Raw genomic sequence first — 21,019 nt, forward strand, 5'->3', positions numbered from 1 at the left:
GCACCCATATATGGTGTGCCCCGTAGCTGGTTCGACCGCCGCTCCACGGCGGTCGAGGCAAGAGGGAACCCGGTGTGAATCCGGGACTGCCCCGCAGCGGTGAGTGGGAACGACCGCCGTCATCACGCACTGGACCCGCCAGGTCTGGGAAGCGACGGCCAGTAGGCGCGAGCATCAGGCCCACGAGTCCGAAGACCTGCCAGCGCGCCGCACGCGACGTGTGCGGCGGTCGAAGGCCGCGTGGGACGGCCGACGCCAGGAGCTGGTCGTCACGGCAGCAGTGCCGTCGGCAGACCGGCGGCGTCCTCCCGCGCGGACCCGACGATCTCGGGGACAGGCGTGAGGAGGGGAACATGACGGTGACCCAGGAGCAGGCGGGGCCGGAGCAACGCCGGCACGTCATGCAGGTCCGCAAGCGGAACGGCGACACCGAGCCGGTGGACGTCAACAAGATCGTCAAGGCGGTCGAGCGGTGGGTCGCCGACCTGGACGAGATCGACCCGCTGCGGGTGGCGACGAAGACCATCAGCGGGCTGTACGACGGCGCGACCACGGCCGAGATGGACAAGCTCTCCATCCAGACCGCGGCCGAACTGATCGGTGAGGAGCCGCAGTACTCGAAGCTGGCGGCCCGACTGCTGGCCGCGTACGTGGACAAGGAGGTCCGCGGACAGCAGGTGGCCAGCTTCAGCCAGTCCATCCGGTACGCACACGGCCTGGGCCTGATCGGCGTCGACACCGCCGCGTTCGTGGCCCGCAACGCCCGCAAGCTGGACGACGCCGTCGACCCGGCGGGGGACCTGCGCTTCGAGTACTTCGGCCTGCGCACCGTCGCCGACCGGTACCTGCTGCGGCACCCGCAGACCCGGCTCGTGGTGGAGACGCCGCAGTACTGGCTGCTGCGGGTCGCCTGCGGCCTGTCCCAGACGCCCGGCGAGGCGATCGGCTTCTACCGGCTGATGTCCAGCCTGGCCTACCTGCCCAGCTCGCCGACGCTGTTCAACTCCGGCACCCGGCACACGCAGATGTCCTCGTGCTTCCTGGTCGACTCGCCGCGCGACGAGCTCGACTCCATCTACGAGCGCTACCACCAGGTCGCGAAGCTGTCCAAGTTCTCCGGCGGCATCGGCATCTCCTGGTCCCGGGTGCGCGGTCGGGGCGCCCTGATCCGGGGCACCAACGGCAGGTCGAACGGCATCGTGCCGTTCCTCAAGACGCTGGACGCCGGGGTGGCCGCGGTCAACCAGGGCGGTCGTCGCAAGGGCGCGGCCTGCGTCTACCTCGAACCGTGGCACCCGGACGTGGAGGAGTTCCTCGAACTGCGGGACAACACCGGCGAGGAGTCCCGTCGTACGCACAACCTGAACCTCGCCAACTGGATTCCGGACGAGTTCATGCGTCGGGTCGAGGCGGACGGCGACTGGTCGCTGGTCGACCCGTCGGATGCTCCCGAGCTGCCCGACCTGTTCGGTGAGGCGTTCGACGAGGCGTACCGCGCGGCGGAGAAGAAGGCGGTCAAGACCGTCAAGGCCCGCGACCTGTACGGCCGGATGATGCGGACGCTCGCGCAGACCGGCAACGGGTGGATGACCTTCAAGGACGCCTCGAACCGGCTCTCCAACCAGACCGGTGCCCCGGGCAACACCATCCACCTGTCGAACCTCTGCACCGAGATCCTGGAGGTCAACGACGACGCCGAGACGGCGGTCTGCAACCTCGGGTCGGTCAACCTGGGCGCGCACGTCACCGCGGACGGGGTCGACTGGGAGCGGCTGCGCGCGACGGTGCGGACCGCCGTGGTGTTCCTGGACCGGGTGATCGACATCAACTACTACCCGGCCGAGCAGGCGGCGGCGTCGAACCCGCGCTGGCGCCCCGTCGGGCTCGGGCTGATGGGCCTCCAGGACGCGCTTTTCACGCTGCGCCTGCCGTTCGACTCCCCGGCCGCCCGGGAGCTGTCGACCCGCGTGCAGGAGGAGATCTTCCTGACCGCGTTGGAGACCTCCGCCGGGCTCGCCGAGCGGTTCGGCCCGCATCCCGCGTACGCCGAGACCCGCGCCGCCCGGGGTGAGCTGCACCCGGACCTGTGGGGCGCCGAGGTCGGCCAGACCGAGCGGTGGGCCGCGCTGCGCGAGACGATCGGTCGGCACGGCCTGCGGAACTCGCTGCTGGTGGCGATCGCCCCGACCGCCACCATCGCCTCGATCGCCGGCTGCTACGAGTGCATCGAGCCGCAGGTGTCCAACCTGTTCAAGCGCGAGACGATGTCCGGCGAGTTCCTCCAGATCAACACCTATCTGGTCCGCGAACTGAAGGCGCGCGGGCTGTGGACGGCCCCGATCCGGGAGCAGATCAAGCGCGCCGAGGGTTCCGTGCAGGGCGTGGTCGAGCTGCCCGCCGACGTACGCGAGCTGTTCCGGACCGCGTGGGAGCTGCCGCAGCGGGCGCTGATCGACCTGGCGGCGGCCCGCGCCCCCTTCATCGACCAGTCGCAGTCGCTGAACCTGTTCCTGAGCGCGCCGACCATCGGCAAGCTCTCCTCGATGTACCTGTACGCCTGGAAGTCCGGGCTGAAGACCACCTACTACCTGCGGTCGCGTCCGGCGACCCGGATCCAGCAGGCCACCGTCGCCGTCACCCCGAGCGTCACGCCGGTCGTGGCGGTCAGCGACGACGAGGCGTTGGCCTGCTCCCTGGAGAACCCCGAGAGCTGCGAGGCATGCCAGTGACCACCGTCTCCGAGACCAGCACCAGCACGAGCACCGGCGTGGGGGAGCGGCACCTGCTGCTCGATCCCGGCATGGACCTGACCCTGCGGCCGATGCGCTACCCGCAGTTCTTCGACCGCTTCAAGGACGCCATCAAGAACACCTGGACGGTGGAGGAGGTCGATCTGCACTCCGACCTCGCCGACCTGGCCAAACTCTCCCCGGCCGAGCAGCACCTGGTGTCCCGGCTCGTGGCGTTCTTCGCCACCGGCGACACCATCGTCGCCAACAACCTCGTGCTCAACCTCTATCAGCACGTCAACTCGCCGGAAGGCCGGCTGTACCTCTCCCGGCAGCTGTTCGAGGAAGCGGTGCACGTCCAGTTCTACCTGAACCTGCTGGACACCTACGTTCCGGACGAGAAGGAACGGTTCGAGGCGTTCGCGGCGGTGGAGAACATCCCGTCGATCGCCCGCAAGGCCGAGTTCTGCTTCACGTGGATCGACTCCATCTTCGACCTGCGCGAGCTGCGGACCCGCGAGGACCGGCGGGCCTTCCTGCTGAACCTGATCTGCTTCGCCGCCTGCATCGAGGGCCTGTTCTTCTACGGCGCCTTCGCCTACGTCTACTTCCTGCGCTCCCGGGGGCTGCTGCACGGCCTCGCCTCGGGCACCAACTGGGTGTTCCGCGACGAGTCCATGCACATGGCCTTCGCCTTCGACGTGGTCGACACCGTCCGCGCCGAGGAGCCGGACCTGTTCGACGCCGAGCTGGAGCAGCAGGTCAAGGACATGCTGGCCGAGGCGGTCGAGTGCGAGGTGCAGTTCGCCGTCGACCTGCTGGAGCAGGGCGTCTCCGGCATGTCGCCGGCCGACATGCGGGAGTACCTCCAGCACGTGGCCGACCGGCGGCTGGCCGTCCTCGGCATCGCCCCGATGTACGGCAGCGGCAACCCGTTCGCGTTCATGGAGTTGCAGGACGTCCAGGAGCTGTCGAACTTCTTCGAGCGGCGGGTCTCCGCCTACCAGGTCGGGGTGACCGGCTCGGTCAGCTTCGACGACGACTTCTGATCGACCTGGCTGTGCCGAGGTCCCGGGTGGCGTGACGCCACCCGGGACCTCGGCGTTCCGGCTCGGCTCCGGCCGTGCCCGGTCCTGTGGCGGTGCCCGGTCCTGTGGCGGGTGCCCGGCCCTGTGGCCGGAGCGGAGGTGGTGTCCGGCGTGGTCGTGTCGTCGGCCGCTGTCGAGCTGAACCGGTTGCGCTATCGGCCTCGCGATCCGTCGCCGCTGTCAGCTCGACAGCGCTCGTACCGGACACCGACCGAGCCTGAGTGTGCCGACCTCGTCCACGTCCCGCTTCCGTGCGCGTCGACGAGACGGCCGCGCCCGTACCCTGTCGCCATGACCACGGCGTGGGGACCGGCGGCCGGGCCTGACCCCGCTGCCCGCTGAGCGGCCCGTGGCGGCCCTCGTGCTCCCGCCCCGCGCGCCGGTGACCGACGCGCAGGGTCCGATCTTCGGCCCGTCCGGGGCATCCACCAGGCGAAATGCCGGCAGGAAACATCGAGAAACTCGTTCGTCATCTTCCGTTGACCGTGGGATGAGTCGAGTGTTAACTGTTAACAGTTATCAGGAGGACAACGTGTTGGACGTGAGGCCGATCAGGGCGGAGTCCCTCGGCGAGAAGCTGGCCGGCGAGCTGCGCCGTCGCATCATCGTGGGCGACGTGCCGTCGGGCACCCGGCTCGTCGAGGAGGAGCTGGCCGACTCCTTCCAGGTCAGCCGGGGTCCGGTCCGTGACGCCATCCGCATCCTGCGGTCGGAGGGACTGGTCACCGGCTCCGGCCGCAACGCCGTCACCCGGTCGCTGAACGACGCCGACATCGAGGAGCTGATGGCTCTGCGGGAGTCGTTCGAGCTGCTGGCGGTGGAGCGGGCCATCACCGTCCGGCGCGACGTCCTCGCCCGTCAGTTGCGTACCGCCCTGATCGACATGGACGCGGCGGTGAACGACCGGGACCCGGTCGCCTTCACGACCGCGGACATCCGGTTCCACAGCGCGTTCTTCGCCACCGCCGGGATGACCCGGCTCAGCGTCCTGTGGGACCAGTTCCGCCCCACCATCGAAGGTCTGCTGCACGCCTCCGGCAAGCGGCTGGCCGACCTCGCGCCCTCGGCGCGGGAGCACCACGACCTGGCCGGGCTGATCACCGCCGGCAAGGTCGCCGAGGTCAAGGCCGAGCTGCACCGACACCTGCAGACGACCTGCTCCCGGCTGCGTTCCGCGAACCCCCCGACCCCCGTCCAGAGAGAGAACGACCTATGAGATCACGCATGCTGCGCCTCGCCGCGTTGGCCGTCGCCGGCACCCTCGTGGTGACCGGCTGCGCCGACCGCGGCGGGAGCGAAACCGCCTCCGGCGAGAACTTCCCGGAGAAGGACCTCACCCTCGTCGTGCACGCCGCCGCCGGTGGTGGCTCCGACCTCACCGCCCGCACCCTGGCCAAGGAGCTGGAGGCGGACCTCGGCCGGTCGATCGTGGTGGAGAACCGGACCGGTGGCGGCGGCCGGGTGGGCCTGACCTACCTCAAGGGCCGGCCCGCCGACGGGTACTCGATCGGGTTCATCCCGGTCGAGGTGGCGATGCTCGGGCACCAGGGCGCCGACATCGCCCCGGAGCAGTTCACCGTGCTCGGGCAGGTGATGAACGCGCCGGCCACGCTGTCGGTGCCGACGAACAGTCCGTACCAGAGCCTCGACGACCTGCTGGCCGCGGCGAAGCGTGAGCCGGGCACGATCACCGTGTCGAACTCAGGTGCCGGCGCCATCTGGGAGGCCGCCACCCTCGCCCTGGGCGAGGCGGCCGGTGCGACCTTCAAGCCGGTGCCGTACGACGGCGGCGCGCCGGCCGTGGCCGCCGGGGTCTCCGGCGAGGTCCAGGCCGTGATGGCCGGGGTGAGCGAGTCCGCCGCCGCGGCCGGAAACAACCAGCTACGCATCCTCGCCGTGCTGGCCCCGGAGCGGGTCTCCTCGCTGCCGGACGTGCCCACCGCCACCGAGCAGGGCGTCGACGTGGTCATCGGTGGCTGGGGCCTGATGGGTGCCCCCGCCGGACTGCCCGACGAGGTCCGGCAGCGGCTCGCCGACGCCGTCCGCAAGGCCGCCTCCTCGGAGGCGTTCAAGGACGTGATGACCAAGGCCGGCAACACGCCGCTGGCGACCTCGCCGGACGAGGCCAGTCAGTTCGCCCAGACCGAGTACGACCGCTTCGGCCAGATCTACGGCTGATGGCTATCCACCACCCGCCGATCCAGGGTGATCACGGTGCCGCCGCGCGTTGGCGCGCGGCGGCACCGGGGATGGTCTTCCTGGTACTGGGCGCCGTGTTCCTGTGGCTGGCCCGCTCGATCGAGCTGCCCGCCCGGGCCCTGGCGGTGAGTCCCCGGATCTGGCCGGAGACGCTCGCCATCGGGATCATCGGTCTGTCGGCCCTGCAGATCGTCCTCGCCTTCGTCACCACGCCCGCCGTGGCCGACGACGAGGACGAGGAGGGACCGGCCACCCGCTCGGGGATCGCCCGGGTGGTCGGCTTCGTCGCGGCCACGCTCGCCTTCGGGGTGCTCTGGTACTACCTGCACTTCCTGGTCTCCGGACTGGTCTTCGTCGCCGCACTCACCTGGATCGCCGGGGGTCGCGGGATCAAGGACCTGCTGTTCTTCCCCGCCGGGGTGACCGTGCTGATCTACGGCCTGTTCGGCCTGCTGCTGAGGGTCCCGCTATGAGCGCACTGGTCGAGGGCTTCGGTGCCCTCCTCTCCGTACAGATGCTGGTCTGCGTCCTCGCAGGTGCCGCGATCGGCATGCTCGTCGGCGCGTTCCCGGGCGTCACCGCCACCATGGCGGTCGCCCTGGCCAGCGCCTTCACCCTGACCATGGACCCGCTGCCCGGCCTGGCCGTGCTGCTGACCATCCTGATCGGCGCACAGTTCGGCGACCGGGTCCCGGCCATCCTGATCAACACCCCGGGCACTCCGGCGTCGATCGCCACCACCTTCGACGGCTACGCCATGGCCAAGCAGGGCAAGGCCGGCCTGGCGCTGACCTCGTCGGCCTTCGCCTCGGCGGTCGGCGGTTTCGTCGGCATCGCGGTGCTGATGGTCGCCGCGATCCCGCTGAGCACGGTGGCCATGCGCTTCGGCTCGCCGGAGATGTTCGCGCTGGTGGTCTTCGGTCTCACCATGATGATCGAGGTCTCCGGCCGGCAACTCGTCAAGGGCCTCATCGCCGGCCTGTTCGGTCTGGCGCTGGGCACCGTCGGCCGGGACCCGATGGACGGCTCGGACCGGCTGACCTTCGGCATCCCGCAACTGGTCGAGGGGATTCCGTTCATCGCGGTGATCATCGGCCTGTTCGGCATCGCCGAGGTGTTCAGCCAGATGATCTCGCGTCGTCACAGCACCCAGAAGGCGATCACCAGCTTCGGCCGCTGGTGGCCGAACAAGCAGGAGACCCGGCAGATGGTCAAGCCGATCGCCGTCGGATCCTCGGTCGGCACCGTGGTCGGCGTGCTGCCGGCCGTCGGCGGGGACATCGGCGGAATCGTCGCCTGGAACCAGGCCAAGCGGGTCTCCAAGGAGCCGGAGAAGTTCGGCAAGGGCTCCCTGGAGGGGCTCACCGCCGCCGACGGCTCCTCCAACGCCGGTGTAGGCGGGTCCGTGCTGACCACGCTGGCCCTCGGCGTACCGGGCGACTCGGTGATGGCCGTGATGCTCGGCTCGATGATCATCTGGGGCATCCAGCCCGGTCCGGGCCTGTTCACCTCGCAACCGGACCTGGTCTACTCGATCGCCGGCATCATGTTCTTCGCCACCGTGCTGACGCTGGGGTTGAGCCTGCTGCGCATGCGCGGCGTAGCCAAGCTGCTGGAGCTGCCCAGCCGGTTCCTGTGGACGGTGATCCTGGCCTTCTGCATCGTCGGCACGTACGCGGTGAACAACAGCGTCTTCGACGTCGGCGTCATGGTCCTGTTCGGCGTACTCGGCCTGCTGCTGCGCCGGTACGGCTTCCCGGCCGGCCCGATCGTGCTCGGCCTGATCCTCGGCCCGCTGGCCGAGCGTAACTTCCGCCGGTCGATGGAGCTGGGCGGACTGGAGACCATCTACACCAGCCCGATCGCGGTGGGCCTGCTCGTGCTGGCCGTGCTGGCCGTGGCGGTGCCCCGCATCCGCAGCCGGATGAAGGCGCGTCGGCAGGGCCCCACCGACCGCGACACCCCGACCGATCCGCCGGTCCCCGCCGGAGCGAGCCGGTGACGACACGACACTTCGTGGTCCGGGACGTGCCCGGCCAGTGCCACGGCAGCACCGTCTGCGTCACCGAGGACACCTTCGTGGTCGCCTGGTTCCAGGGCGACCACGAAGGGGCGGCCGACTCGCGGATCTGGCTCAGCCGGGGGACCGACGACCGGTGGAGCGCCCCGACGGTGGTCAGCGGCGACCTGGCACCCTGCTGGAACCCGGTGCTGCACCGGCGTACCGGTGGGGACCTGGTCTGCTGGTTCAAGGTCGGCGCGACCATCTCGACCTGGGTGACCCACCGGGTCGTCTCCACCGACGGCGGCCGGACCTGGTCGACGCCCCGACCGCTCGGCGACGCCGAGCCCGGCGGCCGGGGACCGGTCCGCACCCCGCCGCTGCGCCTACGCTCCGGCCGACTGCTCGCCGGGGCCTCCACCGAGAGGTGGGGCGAGCGCCCCCGATGGGACTGCTTCGTGGAGCGCAGCGACGACGACGGCGACACCTGGCAGCGGTCCCCGGACATCCGGCTCGACCACGCCACCTTCCCCGGCGCGGGCGCCATCCAGCCCGCGCTCTGGCAGACCCCGACCGGCGAGGTACGCCTGCTGGCCCGCAGCACCGCCGGCCGGCTCGTCACCGCCACCAGCGTCGACGACGGCCGCACCTGGTCGCCCGGCTCGCTGTCCACCGTGCCGAACAACAACTCCGGCATCGCGGTGACCCGTCTCGGCGACCGCGTCCACCTGGCCCACAACCCGACCACCGGGGACTGGGCCAGCCGGGCGCCCCTGACCGTCTCCGTCTCCACCGACGAGGGGCAGACCTTCCGGCCCTGGCTGACCCTTGAGGAATCGCTCGGCGAGACGGCGGACGAGGGCTATCGGCCCGCCGACTCGGGGGTCCTGACCACCGGCGACAACGAGTTCTCGTACCCCTGCCTGATCCCCGTCGGGGACCGGCTCGCTGTGACGTACACCTGGCAGCGGCGCGGCATCGTGCTCGCCCTGCTCGATCCCTCGGAGCACATCTCATGACCACGGCCCACCCCGGAGCCAACCTGATCAGCGCCCTGCCGACCCTGTTCGACCCCGACGGCGCGGTCGACCTCAAGGCCACCCGGGCGGCCTACGACCAACTCGCCGCGCACCCCGTCGACGGGGTGTTCGTCGCCGGCACCACCGGCGAGTTCACCACCCTCACCGACGACGAGCGGCTGGACGTCGCCGCCGCCGCCGGTGACGCCTTCGGGCCCGAGCGCACCTACTGGCACGTCGGGCACGCCAGCACCCACCAGGCGGTTCGTCTCACCCGGGCGGCCGTCGACCGGGGAGCGGCCCGACTCGCGGCGCTCACCCCGCACTACTTCCCGGCCACCGAGCGGGCCCTGCTCGACTACTACCAGGCGGTGGTGACCGCCGCCGCCGGACGGCCGGTGTACGCGTACCTCTTCACCGCCCGGACCACCACGACGGTCTCGCCACGGTCGCTGGCCCGGCTGGCCGGGACGGGTCTGGCGGGCGTGAAGATCAGCGGCGAGCCGACCTCGGTGCTGGCCGAGTACCTCGCCGCGCTCGGCGACCGGGACCTGCCGGCGTACTCCGGTGCCGACGCGGAGTTCACCGAGGTCGTCGCGGCCGGCGGCGCCGGAGTGGTCTCCGGGGTCAGCTCGGCGCTGCCGGCACCCTTCCTCGCGGTCCGGGACGCCCTGCGCAGCGGGGACGCCGACGCGCTCGCGGTGGCCCGGGAACGGTCGCTGCGGGCGGTGGCCGCCACCCGGCAGGGCAACCTGGCCCACCTCAAGGCCGTCCTGGAACTGCGCGGGCTGTCGGCCGGCGGCATGCGTGCCCCGCTCGACCCGATCTCGGCCGACGACCGTCGCGCGCTCGAAGCCGACGTCGCCGACCTGCTCTGACCCCCGACACCGCCGTCACCCGACACCGCCGCCCTCGAAGGAGCCCCGCGTGAGCAGCTACGCCTTTCCCGAGTTGACCGACCAGCCCGTGGCCGAGCCCGGCGTGGTCTGGACCGTCGCCAGCGGCGACCTGCGGCCCAGCGCCAACGTCACCTGCTGGCCAGTGCAGCGGCAGTTCGAGGCCGACCTGGAGCGGGCGGTCACCGCCCTGGGCCACCGGGTGCAGCGGGCACACCCGGTCGACGACACCGCCGGGCACGGCTTCATCGCCAGCCAGCGCCAGGGCATCGAGGTGTTCAAGTCGATCCCGCCCGACGCGCCGCTGATCGTCGCCGAGGCGGTCTGGCAGTACAGCCACCACGTGCTGGCCGGGCTGCGCACCCACCGGGGCCCGATCCTGGTGGTGGCGAACTGGAGCGGTGAGTTCCCCGGCCTGGTCGGCCTGCTCGGCCTGACCGCCAGCCTCACCAAGGCGGGCGTGGCGCACTCCATCCTGTGGAGCGAGAAGTTCACCGACGACTGGGCGGTGACGCGGCTGCGTACCTGGCTGGAGACCGGGAAGCTGGAGCACGACCAGAGCCACGTCCGGGATCTGCCGGAGCTGCCGGCCTCCGAGGAGGTACGGCTCGGTCGGGCGCTCGCGGCGCAGCTCGTCCGGGACAAGGCCATCATCGGCGTCTTCGACGAGGGCTGCATGGGCATGTACAACGCCATCATCGACGACGAGCTGCTCAACCCGCTCGGCGTCTACAAGGAACGGCTGTCGCAGAGCGCCCTGGTCGCCGAGATGGCGACGGTCACCGACGCCGAGGCGCAGGCCGTTCGGGACTGGCTGGACGCGGCCGGGTTCACCTTCCACACCGGCACCGACGAGGCCACCGAGCTGACCGACGCCCAACTGCACAGCCAGTTCAAGATGTACGTGGCCGCGCTGCGCATCGCCGACGACTTCGGCCTGGACGCGGTCGGCATCCAGTACCAGCAGGGGCTCAAGGACGTCGTACCCGCCAGCGACCTGGTCGAGGGGCTGCTGAACAACGTCTCCCGTCCGCCGGTGACCAGCCGCGACGGTGCCCGGGAACTCTACGCCGACGCGCCGCTGCCGCACTTCAACGAGGTCGACGAGGGCGTCGCGGTGGACTCCCTGGTGACCAACCGGATCTGGACCGCGATGGGGCTGGACCCGGCGACCACCCTGCACGACATCCGCTGGGGCGAGGAGTACGACGGCCGGTTCGTCTGGGTCATGGAGATCTCCGGCTCGGTCCCGGCCTCGCACAACGGCGGCTACGACAAGAGCTGGAGCATGCGGCAGCCGCCGATGTACTTCCCGCTCGGCGGCGGCACCCTCAGCGGCGTGTCCAAGCCGGGGGAGATCGTCTGGTCCCGGGTCTTCATCGCCGACGGCGTCCTCCACGTCGACCTGGGTCGGGGCAGCGCGGTGGAGTTGCCGGCCGAGGAGACCCAGCGCCGCCTCGACGCCACCACCCCGCAGTGGCCGATCATGCACGCCGTCCTGCACGGCGTCGACCGCGACCAGTTGATGGCCCGCCACAAGGCCAACCACCTGAACGTGGTGTACGCCCCGGACGCCGCCACCGCCGACCGGGCGCTCGCCGCCAAGGCCGCCATGTTCGCCGAACTGGGCCTGGCGGTGCACCTCTGCGGTCAGGTGAACCTGTAGATGGCACCGCTGCTGATCGGCATCGACCTGGGCACCGGGAGCAGCAAGGGTGTGCTCACCGACGCCACCGGGCGGGTGCTGGCCACCGCCGTCCGCCCCCGACCCCGGTCGATGTCGCTGCCCCGGCCGGGCTGGGCGGAGGTCGACGCCGAGACGGTCTGGTGGGCCGACGTGGTGTCCATCGCCGCCGAGCTGACCGCCACCGCCCAGGGCGCGCGGATCGCGGCGGTCTGCGTCAGCGGTGTCGGCCCCTGTCTGGTGCTCTGCGACGAGCGGGACGAACCGGTCCGCCCGGCGATCCTCTACGGCATCGACATGCGGGCCACCGCCGAGATCACCGAGTTGACCGAGCGGTTCGGCGCCGACGCGGTGCTGGAGCGGGCGGCCACCCCGATCACCACCCAGGCGGTCGGTCCCAAGGCGCTCTGGGTACGCCGCCACGAACCGCAGGTCTGGGAGCGGGCCACCCGGTGGTACAACTCCAGCTCGTACGTGGTGCGGAAGCTGACCGGCGAGTACGTCCTGGACCACCACACCGCCAGCCAGTCCGTGCCGCTGTACGACATCGAGGCCCGGCAGTGGCACCGGCCCTGGTACGACGAGATCATGGGTGACCTGCCCGCGCCCCGACTGGCCTGGTCGGCCCAGGTCGTCGGCGAGGTGACCCCGGCGGCGGCCGAGGCGACCGGGCTGCCGGTGGGCACGCCGGTCTGCGCCGGCACTGTGGACGCCTGGGCCGAGTCGGTCAGCGTCGGCGTCCGCCGACCCGGCGACCTGATGCTGATGTACGGCTCCACCATGTTCTTCGTCCAGCAACTCCGGGGCGTGGCCCGGCATCCGCAGCTCTGGAACACCGTCGGGGTGTCTCCGGACTCGTACTGCCTCGCGGCCGGCATGGCCACCTCCGGCAGCCTCACCACCTGGCTGCGCGACCTGGTGGGCGAGGTGCCGTTCGAGACGCTGGTCGAGGAGGCGGCGGCGGTGCCGCCGGGCGCGGACGGCCTGCTGTTGCTGCCGTACTTCGCCGGGGAACGGACCCCGATCTTCGACCCGGACGCCCGGGGCGTGATAGCCGGACTGACCCTGCGGCACGGCCGGGGTCACCTGTTCCGCGCCGGGTACGAGGGGATCGCCTTCGGCATCCGGCAGATCCTGGAATTGCTCGACACCCCGGAGAACCCGGTCGCGCGGCTGGTCGCGGTGGGCGGCGGCACCCAGGGTGGACTCTGGACCCGGATCGTCAGCGACGTCACCGGCCGGGAGCAGGAGGTGCCGGAGGTGACCATCGGGGCCAGTTACGGCGACGCCCTGCTGGCCGCGATCGGTGCCGGTCTGACCGCCCCGGACACCGACTGGACCCGGCCCGGGCAGATCGTGCGCCCCGATCCCTCGGTGACCGCCACCTACGACGGCCTCTACGCCGGCTACACCTCGCTGTACCGCAACACGCGGGCCGAGGTGCACGCCCTCGCGCGGTTGCAGAGCGGCACCGGGTAGCGGGCCGGATCGCCGGGGGACCGATCAGGCGCCGGCCGGGCAGCACCTGCGGTCGGGTGACGGCGTCCGCAGGTCGACACGGATCGCCTCCAGGACCACCCCGGTCGCCTGCTCGACCACGACGGGGGCGCGGGCCCGCAGCGGATCGGCCGGACCGGGCGTGGCCGGCGGCAGCGGGACGAGGGTGCAGTCGGTGACCACCACGTCTCGGTATTCCAGCACCCGCACCGAGTGGTCGACCTCGCTGCGTCCCCAGCCCGCGACCCGCACCGCGTACAACGGGCCGTTCCAGGCGACGTGGATCCGCGACACCCGGATGCGTTCGCCGATCGAGGTGCCGTGCGCCCGGTGGAAACGGTCGGTGTTGTCGCCGGGCAGCAGCCGGAAGCCGATCTCCACCTCCGACAGGCAGGCCCGGTCCACCTCGACGTCGTGCACCGAGCTGAGGTAGAAGCCCTCGAAGGCGTCGGAGACCCGCAGGTCGGAGATAGTGACGTGATGCGGGTGGTAGGAGGGGCCACGGATCGCGTCGACCCCGTCGCCGACCGCTCCCCAGTGCACGGCGACCCCGGTGCAGCCGCCGACGATCGTCACGTCGGAGATTACGACGTCCCGGACCGCACCGACCAGGGTGACGCAGTTGGCCGTCCGGGTGCCGGGACGCTCCACCCGGACACCGTGGATCCGTACGTCGGAGATCCACTCCGTCTCGGCCGGGTAGAGGTACCTGCCGACGGTGACGGCGGTGCCCCGGTCGCCGCCGTGCGAGCCGGGGGCACACGGCGGCGGGCGCAGACCGATGTCCCGCACGGTGACCCGCGAGCCGAGCACGTGGATCAGCGGCTCGCCGTCCGACGTGGACGAGGTCAGCCAGGTCCGGACCGTCCCGTCCGCCGGTGGGGCGCCGGCCAGGGTCCAGCCGTCGCCGACGACCAGTCCCCGGTCGAGCGGGTAGGTGCCGGCCGGCAGCCGCAGCGTGCCGCCTGACCCGGACCCCAGGATCCGCGCCACGGCGGCCCGGTTGGCCGTCGGGTCGTCGGTGAGTACCGGGTCGTGGCCGGGGGAGCCGGTCACGACCACTCCAGCTCGACGACCCGGCAGACGACCTCGCAGACCCGTCGGCGCATCGCGGTGGCGTCGGGTTCGTCCACTCCGATCAGCACCGGACCCGGCGTCGTCCGGGTGACCACCACGTCGAGCGTCTCCGCGTCGTCGGTGGTCACCGCCACCCGGCAGTCACCGCCGTCGACCAGGTTCGCGGCGCGTACGCGGAGCTGCTCCGGGCGCGGTGGCCCGGTGAACGGCGACGCCTCGAACAACGCGTATCCGGCCCCGCGCTGCGCCACCCGGACCGCCTTCAACACGGTGTGCGCCTTGCCGCGACGCATCCACGCCCGACGGGGGTCGCGGATGGCGGAGGGGGCCACCGAGGCGGTGGTCACCCGGAGCCGGCACCGTACCGACGTGGCGTCGGCGTTGACCACGACGAATCCGGTGCGGGCGGGACCCTCACCGCGCCCGCGTGCCCCCACCAGACCACCGGCGCTGGCCAGCCCGGTGTGCTGGGCGGCCTGCCCGGTGACCCGGCCCGAGGTGCCCGGCGGATCGACGTCGTCGAGTGCGGTGACCTCCACCTGGTTGATCCGTACACCGACCGCGGCCAGCGCGCTCAGCGACGGGGACGCCCACGCCGGCAGCGTCGCCTCCGCCACCTCGACGATCAGCAGCTCGTCCGCGCCGATCTCCTCCGCGCCCAGGTCGAACTCGACCCAGGCGTGCGCCTCGACCATCCGTAGCCGGCCGTGCTGACGGCGGATCAGGGCGGCGACCCGGTCGGTGCCCTGTGCCCGGACCATCACCAGCCGGGGCAGCTCGCGGACGCCCCGGGTCGGTGCGGCCACCCGGGACCAGGCGGTCTGCGAGGCGCCGTCGACGTGCAGGTCGACGCGGACGCGGACCGCCCGCCCGCCGGTGCGGACCTTGAGGACGACCGCGCCGGAGACGCCCTGGACCCGTCCCAGGATCGCGACGCCCCGGGCCATCCGGTCGGCCACCAGCACCTCGGAGTCCACGCCCGAGGCGAAGAGCGCGGGCAGACCGCGTGGCTTGGCCGGCTCGTCGAACTCGGTGGCGAACCACGTGCCGACGGCCACTACCGGACTCCTTCCGGCGCCCGCAGGTCCGTCCGGGTCAGCACCGGCTCCCGCCGGGTCCACATCCGTGCGACGGCGTCGAACAGCGGATCGGCGTCGCTCTCGATGTGCCGGAAGGCGGTCTGCACCGCCTTGAGCAGATACCCGGTGGGCCACACCTCCCAGTGCGGCACCTGCGGGGTGACCAGGTCGCTGGCGCTGCGATAGAACCAGAGCCAGAGTCGCGCCCGCTCGACCTGCTCGACCGAGATCAGCTCCTGTCCACCGCAGAGACCGCTGATCGCCGCGTCGAGCGCCTTCCGGTACGCCTCCGGATCCTCCACCACGGTGGACAGACCACACTCGCTCCACTCGGACCACCCCGCCTGGATCACCGGGATGCCGTACGCGGGCAGCTCGTTGCTCACGCTGCCCCGGACGGTGACACCCAGGTCGACCAGGCTCCACAGGCCGTTCTTGCTCAGCTCGCTGCTGGGCTGGAACACCATGTGCCGGTGCCGCCCGTGGCGGGCGGCGACCGAGTCGAAGAAGCCGGTGCTGTCGTAGCGGAACTGGCTCGGGTGGTCCTGGAACAGCCACTGCACCTCCGTGCAGGTGCCGGCATACCGCGCGGTCTCCTCGAACCAGTCGGCCAGGGTGGGGAAGGACTGGTGGTTGGTGCCGGGGGCGTCGGACACCGCGTGGTTGAAGACCGCGACCACCGGCCGGGTCGGGTCGAAGCCCAGCCGCGCCGCGAAGTGGGTCCGCAGCCGGGCCCGTTCCGCGCTGTTGCTGATGTCCACGGAGGCGCTCGCACCGCCGCGCCACCAGCTCGGCCGACCCAGGTTGACCTTCGACCGCCAGGCCACCAACTCCGCGTTGCGCCGCACCTCGTCGCGCCGCGACCAGACGCGTTCGGCGAAGAAGGCGCCGATCTGGTGGGTGAGTTCACCCCGGAACGTGTGCCGGCCGGTGTCCGCCTCGGGGAACAGCGCGTACGCCTTCAGGCACCCGGTCTGCTGGGTGTGCACCACCGGTACGCCGGCCCGCCGCGCCGAGTCCACCGCGAGCCCCCAGTGGTCGTAGTCGACGTGACTGGTCACCAGCGCCACCACGGATCCGCCACCGAGCAGGGCGTCGTAGCTGGACGAGATGGCCCGGGCCAACGCCTCCCGCCGCCGGTAGCGCGGGTCGGCGCCGGGGTCCTCGGGCGGGCGGGGCCGCTTGGTCACCCGGCAGTAGGTGGCGCTGACGAACTCGGCCAGCGTCGCCGCGCCGATCGACGGGCCGGGGGTCAACCGCCTGCCGAACAGCTCCACCGGCACCTGCTCGGGCGTGCCCGACCGGGCGGGCCCCTCGACGAGCCGATAGAGGTCCACCACCTCGGTCGCGCCGTACGCCCGGGCGAGACGCTCGACGAGCCTGACGTCGAACTCGGTCCACAGCGCCTCGTGCCACATCTGCTCGACGCCGGTGACGACGACGAGCTGGGCGGGCACGATCCGGCGGATCGCGTTGGCGACCGCCAGGTTGCGCATCGCCACTCGGATGTCCTGGTGGAACACCTCGACGACGAGGTACCGCTCCGACGACGCGGCGCCCACGTTCTTGCGCCAGTAGACAGCGGCGGAGTCGAGGAACGCCTCGAACTCCTTCTTGTCAGCCCCGAGCCACACCCGAAACCCGTCCTTCTCCCGATACGTGAGTCGGCGTCGGACGCTACGGCCACGGTACGCACGGGAGCCGAACGGACGGTGACCGGCCGGTGAAGAACCCCGATCCGGCGCGGCGGGCGCACCCAGCAGCGCGACGGTGATCTGTTCACCGGGGCATCGGTGGCCGGTGCGGGGGTCGCCGCCGCCCCCTTGCCGAACAGCGTGCCGCGGATCGGTTCCGGGATCGCCCCGTGCCGCCGGACGTGGCGCTCGTCGTAGAAGAAGCGGGCGGATCAAACCGGCCCCGCCGGACACGAACGGGGCGGGGCACGCGCGCCGAGCCCACCGTCGGCGGTGGTAGCGGGGTGGCGCAGCGGTTGCGGGAACCCGGTAAGTAAGTGTTTACTTATGTGATGGGTCGTCGGGACGAGATCATCGACGTGGCGCTGCGTCTCTTCGCCGAGCAGGGCTACCGGGCCACCACGATCACGCAGATCGAGGCCGCCGCCGGGCTGTCTCCCGGCGCGGGCGGGCTCTACCGCCACGTCGGGTCGAAACGCGAACTGCTCGTGGCCGCCTTCGACCGGGTCCTACACAGTCGCCGTGCCGCACAGGCCCAACCCGGGATCGCCGACCTCACCGCCCCGCGTACCGCGATCGCGGTCGCCGGCCGGGCGGTGCTCGCCACCGTCGAGGCGGACCGGGACCTCTACCGACTCGTCCTACGCGGCGGCGGCGACCTGCCGGTCGACCTCACCGACGTCTACCAGCGGCTGTTCCAACCGGGCTTCGACGAGGTCGCCGCCTGGCTGGCGCAGCTCGCCGGCGACCGTCCCCGGTTCGACGCGGAGGCCGTCGCCGCCGTGAGTCTGTCGTCGCTGTTCTATTTCGCGATCAGCGAGTTCACCTACGGCTGCCCGCCGGGACACGTCGCGCGGGACCGCTTCCTCGCGGCGTGGGCCGAGGGGCTGCTCGCCCAACTCGGAGCGTGACATGAGGACCGTCTTCAGCGGCGGCACGATCCGCACCATGGACCCCGCCCACCCGGTCGTCGAGGCGGTGGCGATCGACGGCGAGGTGATTCTCTCGGCCGGGGACGCGGTGACCGTACGCGCCGCCGCCGGCCCCGGCGCGCCCGTGCACGACCTCGCCGGCCGGACCCTGCTACCCGGCTTCGTCGACCCGCACCACCACCTCTATCTGGTGGCCGCTGACGAGCACACCCGGGCCTTCGACGCGCATCCCGCGACACTGCGCGAGCTGCTCGACCGGATCGCCGCCGTCGTCCGTGCCGACCACGGCACCGGCTGGCTGCGCCTGCACGGGGTACGCCCGCTGCACCTGGCCGAGGGTCGCCTACCGACCGCCTCCGAACTGGACACCGCCTGCCCGGACCGGCCGTTGCACCTGTTCTCGGTCACCTATCACGAGTCCACGGTCAACTCCGCCGGCCTGGCCGCCCTCGGGTACGGCAGCGCCACCCCCGACCCGGGCGGCGGCCACCTGGAACGGGACCGCCGTGGACGCCCCACCGGCGTCCTCGTCGAACAGGCCAGCTTCGTCGCCGAGTCGCTGACCCGCCGCGCCACCGGCGACGACGACGCCTGGGTGGATCGCGCCGTCGCGCACAGCCGGATCCTGGCCCGGCACGGCATCACCCGCATCGGCGACCTCGCGGTGCCGCCGGAGGGCGCCGCCCGGTACGCCCGCGCCGCGCCCGAGTTGGCGGTGACCGTGCACCGCTGGCATGTCGGCGCGGCCGAGATCGGTGACCCCACCCTGCCCGACCTCGACCCGGATCGGGATCACGGACATCCCCGTACCCCGCTCGGTGGCTTCAAGCTCCTCGTCGACGGCGGCGAGCGGTGCGATCTGTGCCTCACGGGTGGACAGATGCTCCGTTCGGTCGCCGGCATGCCCCGGGCGCTGCTGCGGCACGGGCGCCGGGCCCTGGCCCTGTCCCGGCGTGGTGGCACCCCGACCCGCCGCCCGGACGGCCGCTGGCACAACGGCCTTCGCGTGCTGGATCGTGACCGGCTGACCACCGCTGTCCGGGCGGCGGTCGACCGTGGCCTGCCGCCGGCCCTGCACGCGGTCGGAAACGGTGCCCTCGCCGACGCCCTCGCCGCCGTCGACGGGCTCGACACCCCGATCCGGATCGAGCACGCGATGGTCTGCGATCCGGCCACCGCGCGTCGGCTCGCCGACGCGGGCGTGCACGTGGTCACGCAGCCGTCCTTCCTACACGACCTCGGCGCGGAGCTGACGGTGCTCCCGTTGCCCGCACCGCTGCGGCTCGTCCCGCTGCGCACGTTGCGCGACGCCGGAGCGTCGGTGGCGGCCAGCACCGACTATCCCGCCGGCACGCTCTCGCCTCTGGTCGGCATCCAGGCCGCGGTCACCCGACGCGTGGCGGGCGGCGACATCGTCCACCCGGACGAGGGTCTCACCGTCACCGAAGCCCTGGCGGCCTACACCCGGGACGCCGCCGTGGCGCTGGGGCTGGCCGGCCGGGCCGGTGTGCTGCGCCCCGGGGCCGCCGCCGACCTGGTCGAACTGGACCAGGACCCGGTGCACGCCGACCCCGACCATCTCGGCGACATCGCCGTCACCGGCACCTGGTGCGCCGGCCGCCGGACCGCCTGAGCCGCCCTCGTCCCGAGACGGTCAGGTCGACGCGACGACGGTGGTCCACGTTCCGGGACCGGAACGTGGACCACCGTCGGGTCAGCGATCGCGTCGAAGATCAGAACTCACATTGCTGCGGGAACTTGGCGCAGGTGGAGATCGAGGCACCCCGCGCCGGGATGTCGCTCCACCGGTCGGCGTCGACGTCGGCCAGCGAGCCGTCACTGATCGAGTCGACGATGGCCCAGAGCCCGTCGACGTTCTGCTTGATCAGGTAGCCGCTGCTCTTGTGGCCGATGCCGCCGCGCGACTCGAAGAACATCGCGTTGCTGCGCCAGTTGGCGTACTCGCCGCGCGGCCCTGGGCCGTTGAGCATGGCGGCCGAGGTGACGCCCTCCGGGATGTTGATGTACGGGTAGCGGGTCACGTTGACCACTCCGCTGCGACCCGCCGCGTCCGCGGCCACCACGCCCATCCGGCGTACGGTGTCCCACTGCTGCGGGGTGAGCATGCCGGGGTCGAGGGAGATGCCGACCGAGAACGTGGTCATCTCGTCGGTGTCGCCGACGACGTACGTGCCCTGGTGGTGCAGGTCGATGATGTGGTGTGGTTTGAAGTCGGCCCAGACGTACCAGAACGCCTGCGACTCGACGGCACGGTGCTGGGTGTAGTTGGCGAAGGTCTGCTCGGACAGCGGCGCCTGACCGAGACCGGCCCGGACCGCGTTGAGCCGGTCGAAGATCGGCCGGTCCACTCCCCAGTCGCGGTTGAGGTCGACGTTGTGGACGCTGTCCTGCCGCCGGTACGCCTCGGAACCGTCCGGGTTATAGATCGGGACGACCGCGAAGCTGACCTGCTGCAACACCTCCCGCGCGTGCTTACCGCCGGAGACGAGCGTCTTCAGGAAGCCCAACGAGGCCTCGGCGCCGTACGGCTCGTTGCCGTGGATGCGGCCCTGGATCCAGATCCGGGTGCTGCCGGTGCCGATGAAGGCCACCTCCAGCGGGCGGCCCTGGCCACTGCGGCCGACCTCCTGCACCCGCAGGGCGCCCTTGCTGCGGGCCTGCAACGCACGCAGCTCGGCCGAGACCTCGGCGGCGCTGAGCATCGAGGAGCGGTTGACGGTCTCCTGGTTCGGCGGCACGAAAGGCCCGTTCGCCTGGGCGGTTCCGGGTACGACGGCGGGGGCGAGCAGGAGCGCGGCGAGGAGGATGAGATGCCGGCGACGTGGTCTGGACACTGGTGACGTCCCTTCTCGGGTGACCGCGGGTAGCGCCCAGCAAGACGATCGTGTGCGACTCCGCGCGCCGGTGAGCGCCGCTGTGCTGGCTGGCTGCGACCTTCCCGGTCGGAAGGCTCCGCGGTGCGCTCATTCAACAAGGGGGCGTTTTCGCAGGTCAAGGGCGGTGAAGAAGTTCCGTCGTCTGTTCAGGATCGGGTGCTCGCGGCTCCGTCGAATGTCCTACGCGGCCCGCTCCGCCACCCGTTGCCGGGTACGCCGATGGCGG

General features: G+C 71.8%; 16 protein-coding genes and 1 riboswitch. Of the genes, 12 read left to right on the forward strand and 4 right to left on the reverse strand.

Annotation, left to right across the window (positions count from 1 at the left end):
• Positions 1 to 10 precede the first annotated feature (10 nt).
• Positions 11 to 219: riboswitch (cobalamin riboswitch) on the forward strand.
• Between the two features lie 134 nt (positions 220 to 353).
• From ACFYTT_RS03265 to ACFYTT_RS03310, 10 genes are all read left to right on the forward strand, one after another.
• The gene (locus ACFYTT_RS03265) at positions 354 to 2,729 is read left to right on the forward strand and encodes a ribonucleoside-diphosphate reductase subunit alpha (RefSeq protein WP_387257457.1); all 2,376 of its coding nucleotides are present in this window, start codon (positions 354 to 356) and stop codon (positions 2,727 to 2,729) included.
• Positions 2,726 to 3,778, forward strand: coding sequence for a ribonucleotide-diphosphate reductase subunit beta (locus tag ACFYTT_RS03270; protein ID WP_387257958.1), 1,053 nt, complete (start codon positions 2,726 to 2,728; stop codon positions 3,776 to 3,778). The genes ACFYTT_RS03265 and ACFYTT_RS03270 overlap by 4 nt, the downstream gene beginning before the upstream one ends.
• 571 nt (positions 3,779 to 4,349) lie before the next feature.
• Positions 4,350 to 5,033 carry a GntR family transcriptional regulator gene (locus ACFYTT_RS03275; protein ID WP_176093756.1) on the forward strand — a complete coding sequence of 228 codons (684 nt, stop codon included), beginning with the start codon at positions 4,350 to 4,352 and terminating at the stop codon, positions 5,031 to 5,033.
• Positions 5,030 to 5,995 (forward strand): tripartite tricarboxylate transporter substrate binding protein, encoded by a 966-nt coding sequence (locus tag ACFYTT_RS03280; protein WP_176093757.1) that lies wholly within the window; start codon positions 5,030 to 5,032, stop codon positions 5,993 to 5,995. Before ACFYTT_RS03275 ends, ACFYTT_RS03280 begins: the two co-directional genes overlap by 4 nt.
• Positions 5,995 to 6,489, forward strand: a complete 495-nt coding sequence (locus ACFYTT_RS03285; RefSeq protein WP_176093758.1) for a tripartite tricarboxylate transporter TctB family protein — start codon at positions 5,995 to 5,997, stop codon at positions 6,487 to 6,489. The genes ACFYTT_RS03280 and ACFYTT_RS03285 overlap by 1 nt, the downstream gene beginning before the upstream one ends.
• Positions 6,486 to 8,018, forward strand: a complete 1,533-nt coding sequence (locus ACFYTT_RS03290; RefSeq protein WP_387257459.1) for a tripartite tricarboxylate transporter permease — start codon at positions 6,486 to 6,488, stop codon at positions 8,016 to 8,018. Before ACFYTT_RS03285 ends, ACFYTT_RS03290 begins: the two co-directional genes overlap by 4 nt.
• Positions 8,015 to 9,037, forward strand: coding sequence for an exo-alpha-sialidase (locus tag ACFYTT_RS03295; RefSeq protein ID WP_176093760.1), 1,023 nt, complete (start codon positions 8,015 to 8,017; stop codon positions 9,035 to 9,037). Before ACFYTT_RS03290 ends, ACFYTT_RS03295 begins: the two co-directional genes overlap by 4 nt.
• Positions 9,034 to 9,915 (forward strand): dihydrodipicolinate synthase family protein, encoded by an 882-nt coding sequence (locus tag ACFYTT_RS03300; protein ID WP_387257460.1) that lies wholly within the window; start codon positions 9,034 to 9,036, stop codon positions 9,913 to 9,915. Before ACFYTT_RS03295 ends, ACFYTT_RS03300 begins: the two co-directional genes overlap by 4 nt.
• A 49-nt stretch (positions 9,916 to 9,964) precedes the next feature.
• Positions 9,965 to 11,599: a fucose isomerase gene (locus ACFYTT_RS03305; RefSeq protein ID WP_176093762.1), complete on the forward strand. Its 1,635-nt coding sequence runs from the start codon at positions 9,965 to 9,967 to the stop codon at positions 11,597 to 11,599.
• Complete coding sequence (locus tag ACFYTT_RS03310; RefSeq protein ID WP_387257464.1) at positions 11,600 to 13,096, forward strand: FGGY-family carbohydrate kinase; 1,497 nt, start codon at positions 11,600 to 11,602, stop codon at positions 13,094 to 13,096.
• 24 nt (positions 13,097 to 13,120) lie between these two features.
• Here the strand turns inward: ACFYTT_RS03310 and ACFYTT_RS03315 are convergent, their stop codons facing one another.
• From ACFYTT_RS03315 to ACFYTT_RS03325, 3 genes are read right to left on the reverse strand one after another with little or no spacing between them, the layout of a single operon-like run.
• Positions 13,121 to 14,170 (reverse strand): hypothetical protein, encoded by a 1,050-nt coding sequence (locus tag ACFYTT_RS03315; protein WP_387257466.1) that lies wholly within the window; start codon positions 14,168 to 14,170, stop codon positions 13,121 to 13,123.
• Entirely contained in the window at positions 14,167 to 15,249 is a 1,083-nt protein-coding gene (locus ACFYTT_RS03320) for a hypothetical protein (RefSeq protein ID WP_387257468.1), read from the reverse strand. The genes ACFYTT_RS03315 and ACFYTT_RS03320 overlap by 4 nt, the downstream gene beginning before the upstream one ends.
• A complete protein-coding gene (locus ACFYTT_RS03325; protein ID WP_387257470.1) occupies positions 15,249 to 16,904 on the reverse strand; it encodes an MBL fold metallo-hydrolase in 1,656 nt (551 codons plus the stop codon). The genes ACFYTT_RS03320 and ACFYTT_RS03325 overlap by 1 nt, the downstream gene beginning before the upstream one ends.
• Positions 16,905 to 17,296: 392 nt before the next feature.
• On the opposite strand from ACFYTT_RS03325, the gene ACFYTT_RS03330 reads away from it, so the two are divergent.
• Positions 17,297 to 17,875 carry a TetR/AcrR family transcriptional regulator gene (locus tag ACFYTT_RS03330; protein WP_131053353.1) on the forward strand — a complete coding sequence of 193 codons (579 nt, stop codon included), beginning with the start codon at positions 17,297 to 17,299 and terminating at the stop codon, positions 17,873 to 17,875.
• Between the two features lies 1 nt (position 17,876).
• Positions 17,877 to 19,529 carry an amidohydrolase gene (locus tag ACFYTT_RS03335; RefSeq protein WP_176093767.1) on the forward strand — a complete coding sequence of 551 codons (1,653 nt, stop codon included), beginning with the start codon at positions 17,877 to 17,879 and terminating at the stop codon, positions 19,527 to 19,529.
• A gap of 100 nt (positions 19,530 to 19,629) precedes the next feature.
• Here ACFYTT_RS03335 and ACFYTT_RS03340 read toward each other — a convergent pair whose 3' ends face one another.
• Positions 19,630 to 20,751, reverse strand: a complete 1,122-nt coding sequence (locus tag ACFYTT_RS03340) for a M14 family zinc carboxypeptidase (protein ID WP_387257473.1) — start codon at positions 20,749 to 20,751, stop codon at positions 19,630 to 19,632.
• Positions 20,752 to 21,019 lie beyond the last annotated feature (268 nt).

Source organism: Micromonospora sp. NPDC003816, from assembly GCF_042874705.1.
Taxonomy (GTDB): domain Bacteria; phylum Actinomycetota; class Actinomycetes; order Mycobacteriales; family Micromonosporaceae; genus Micromonospora.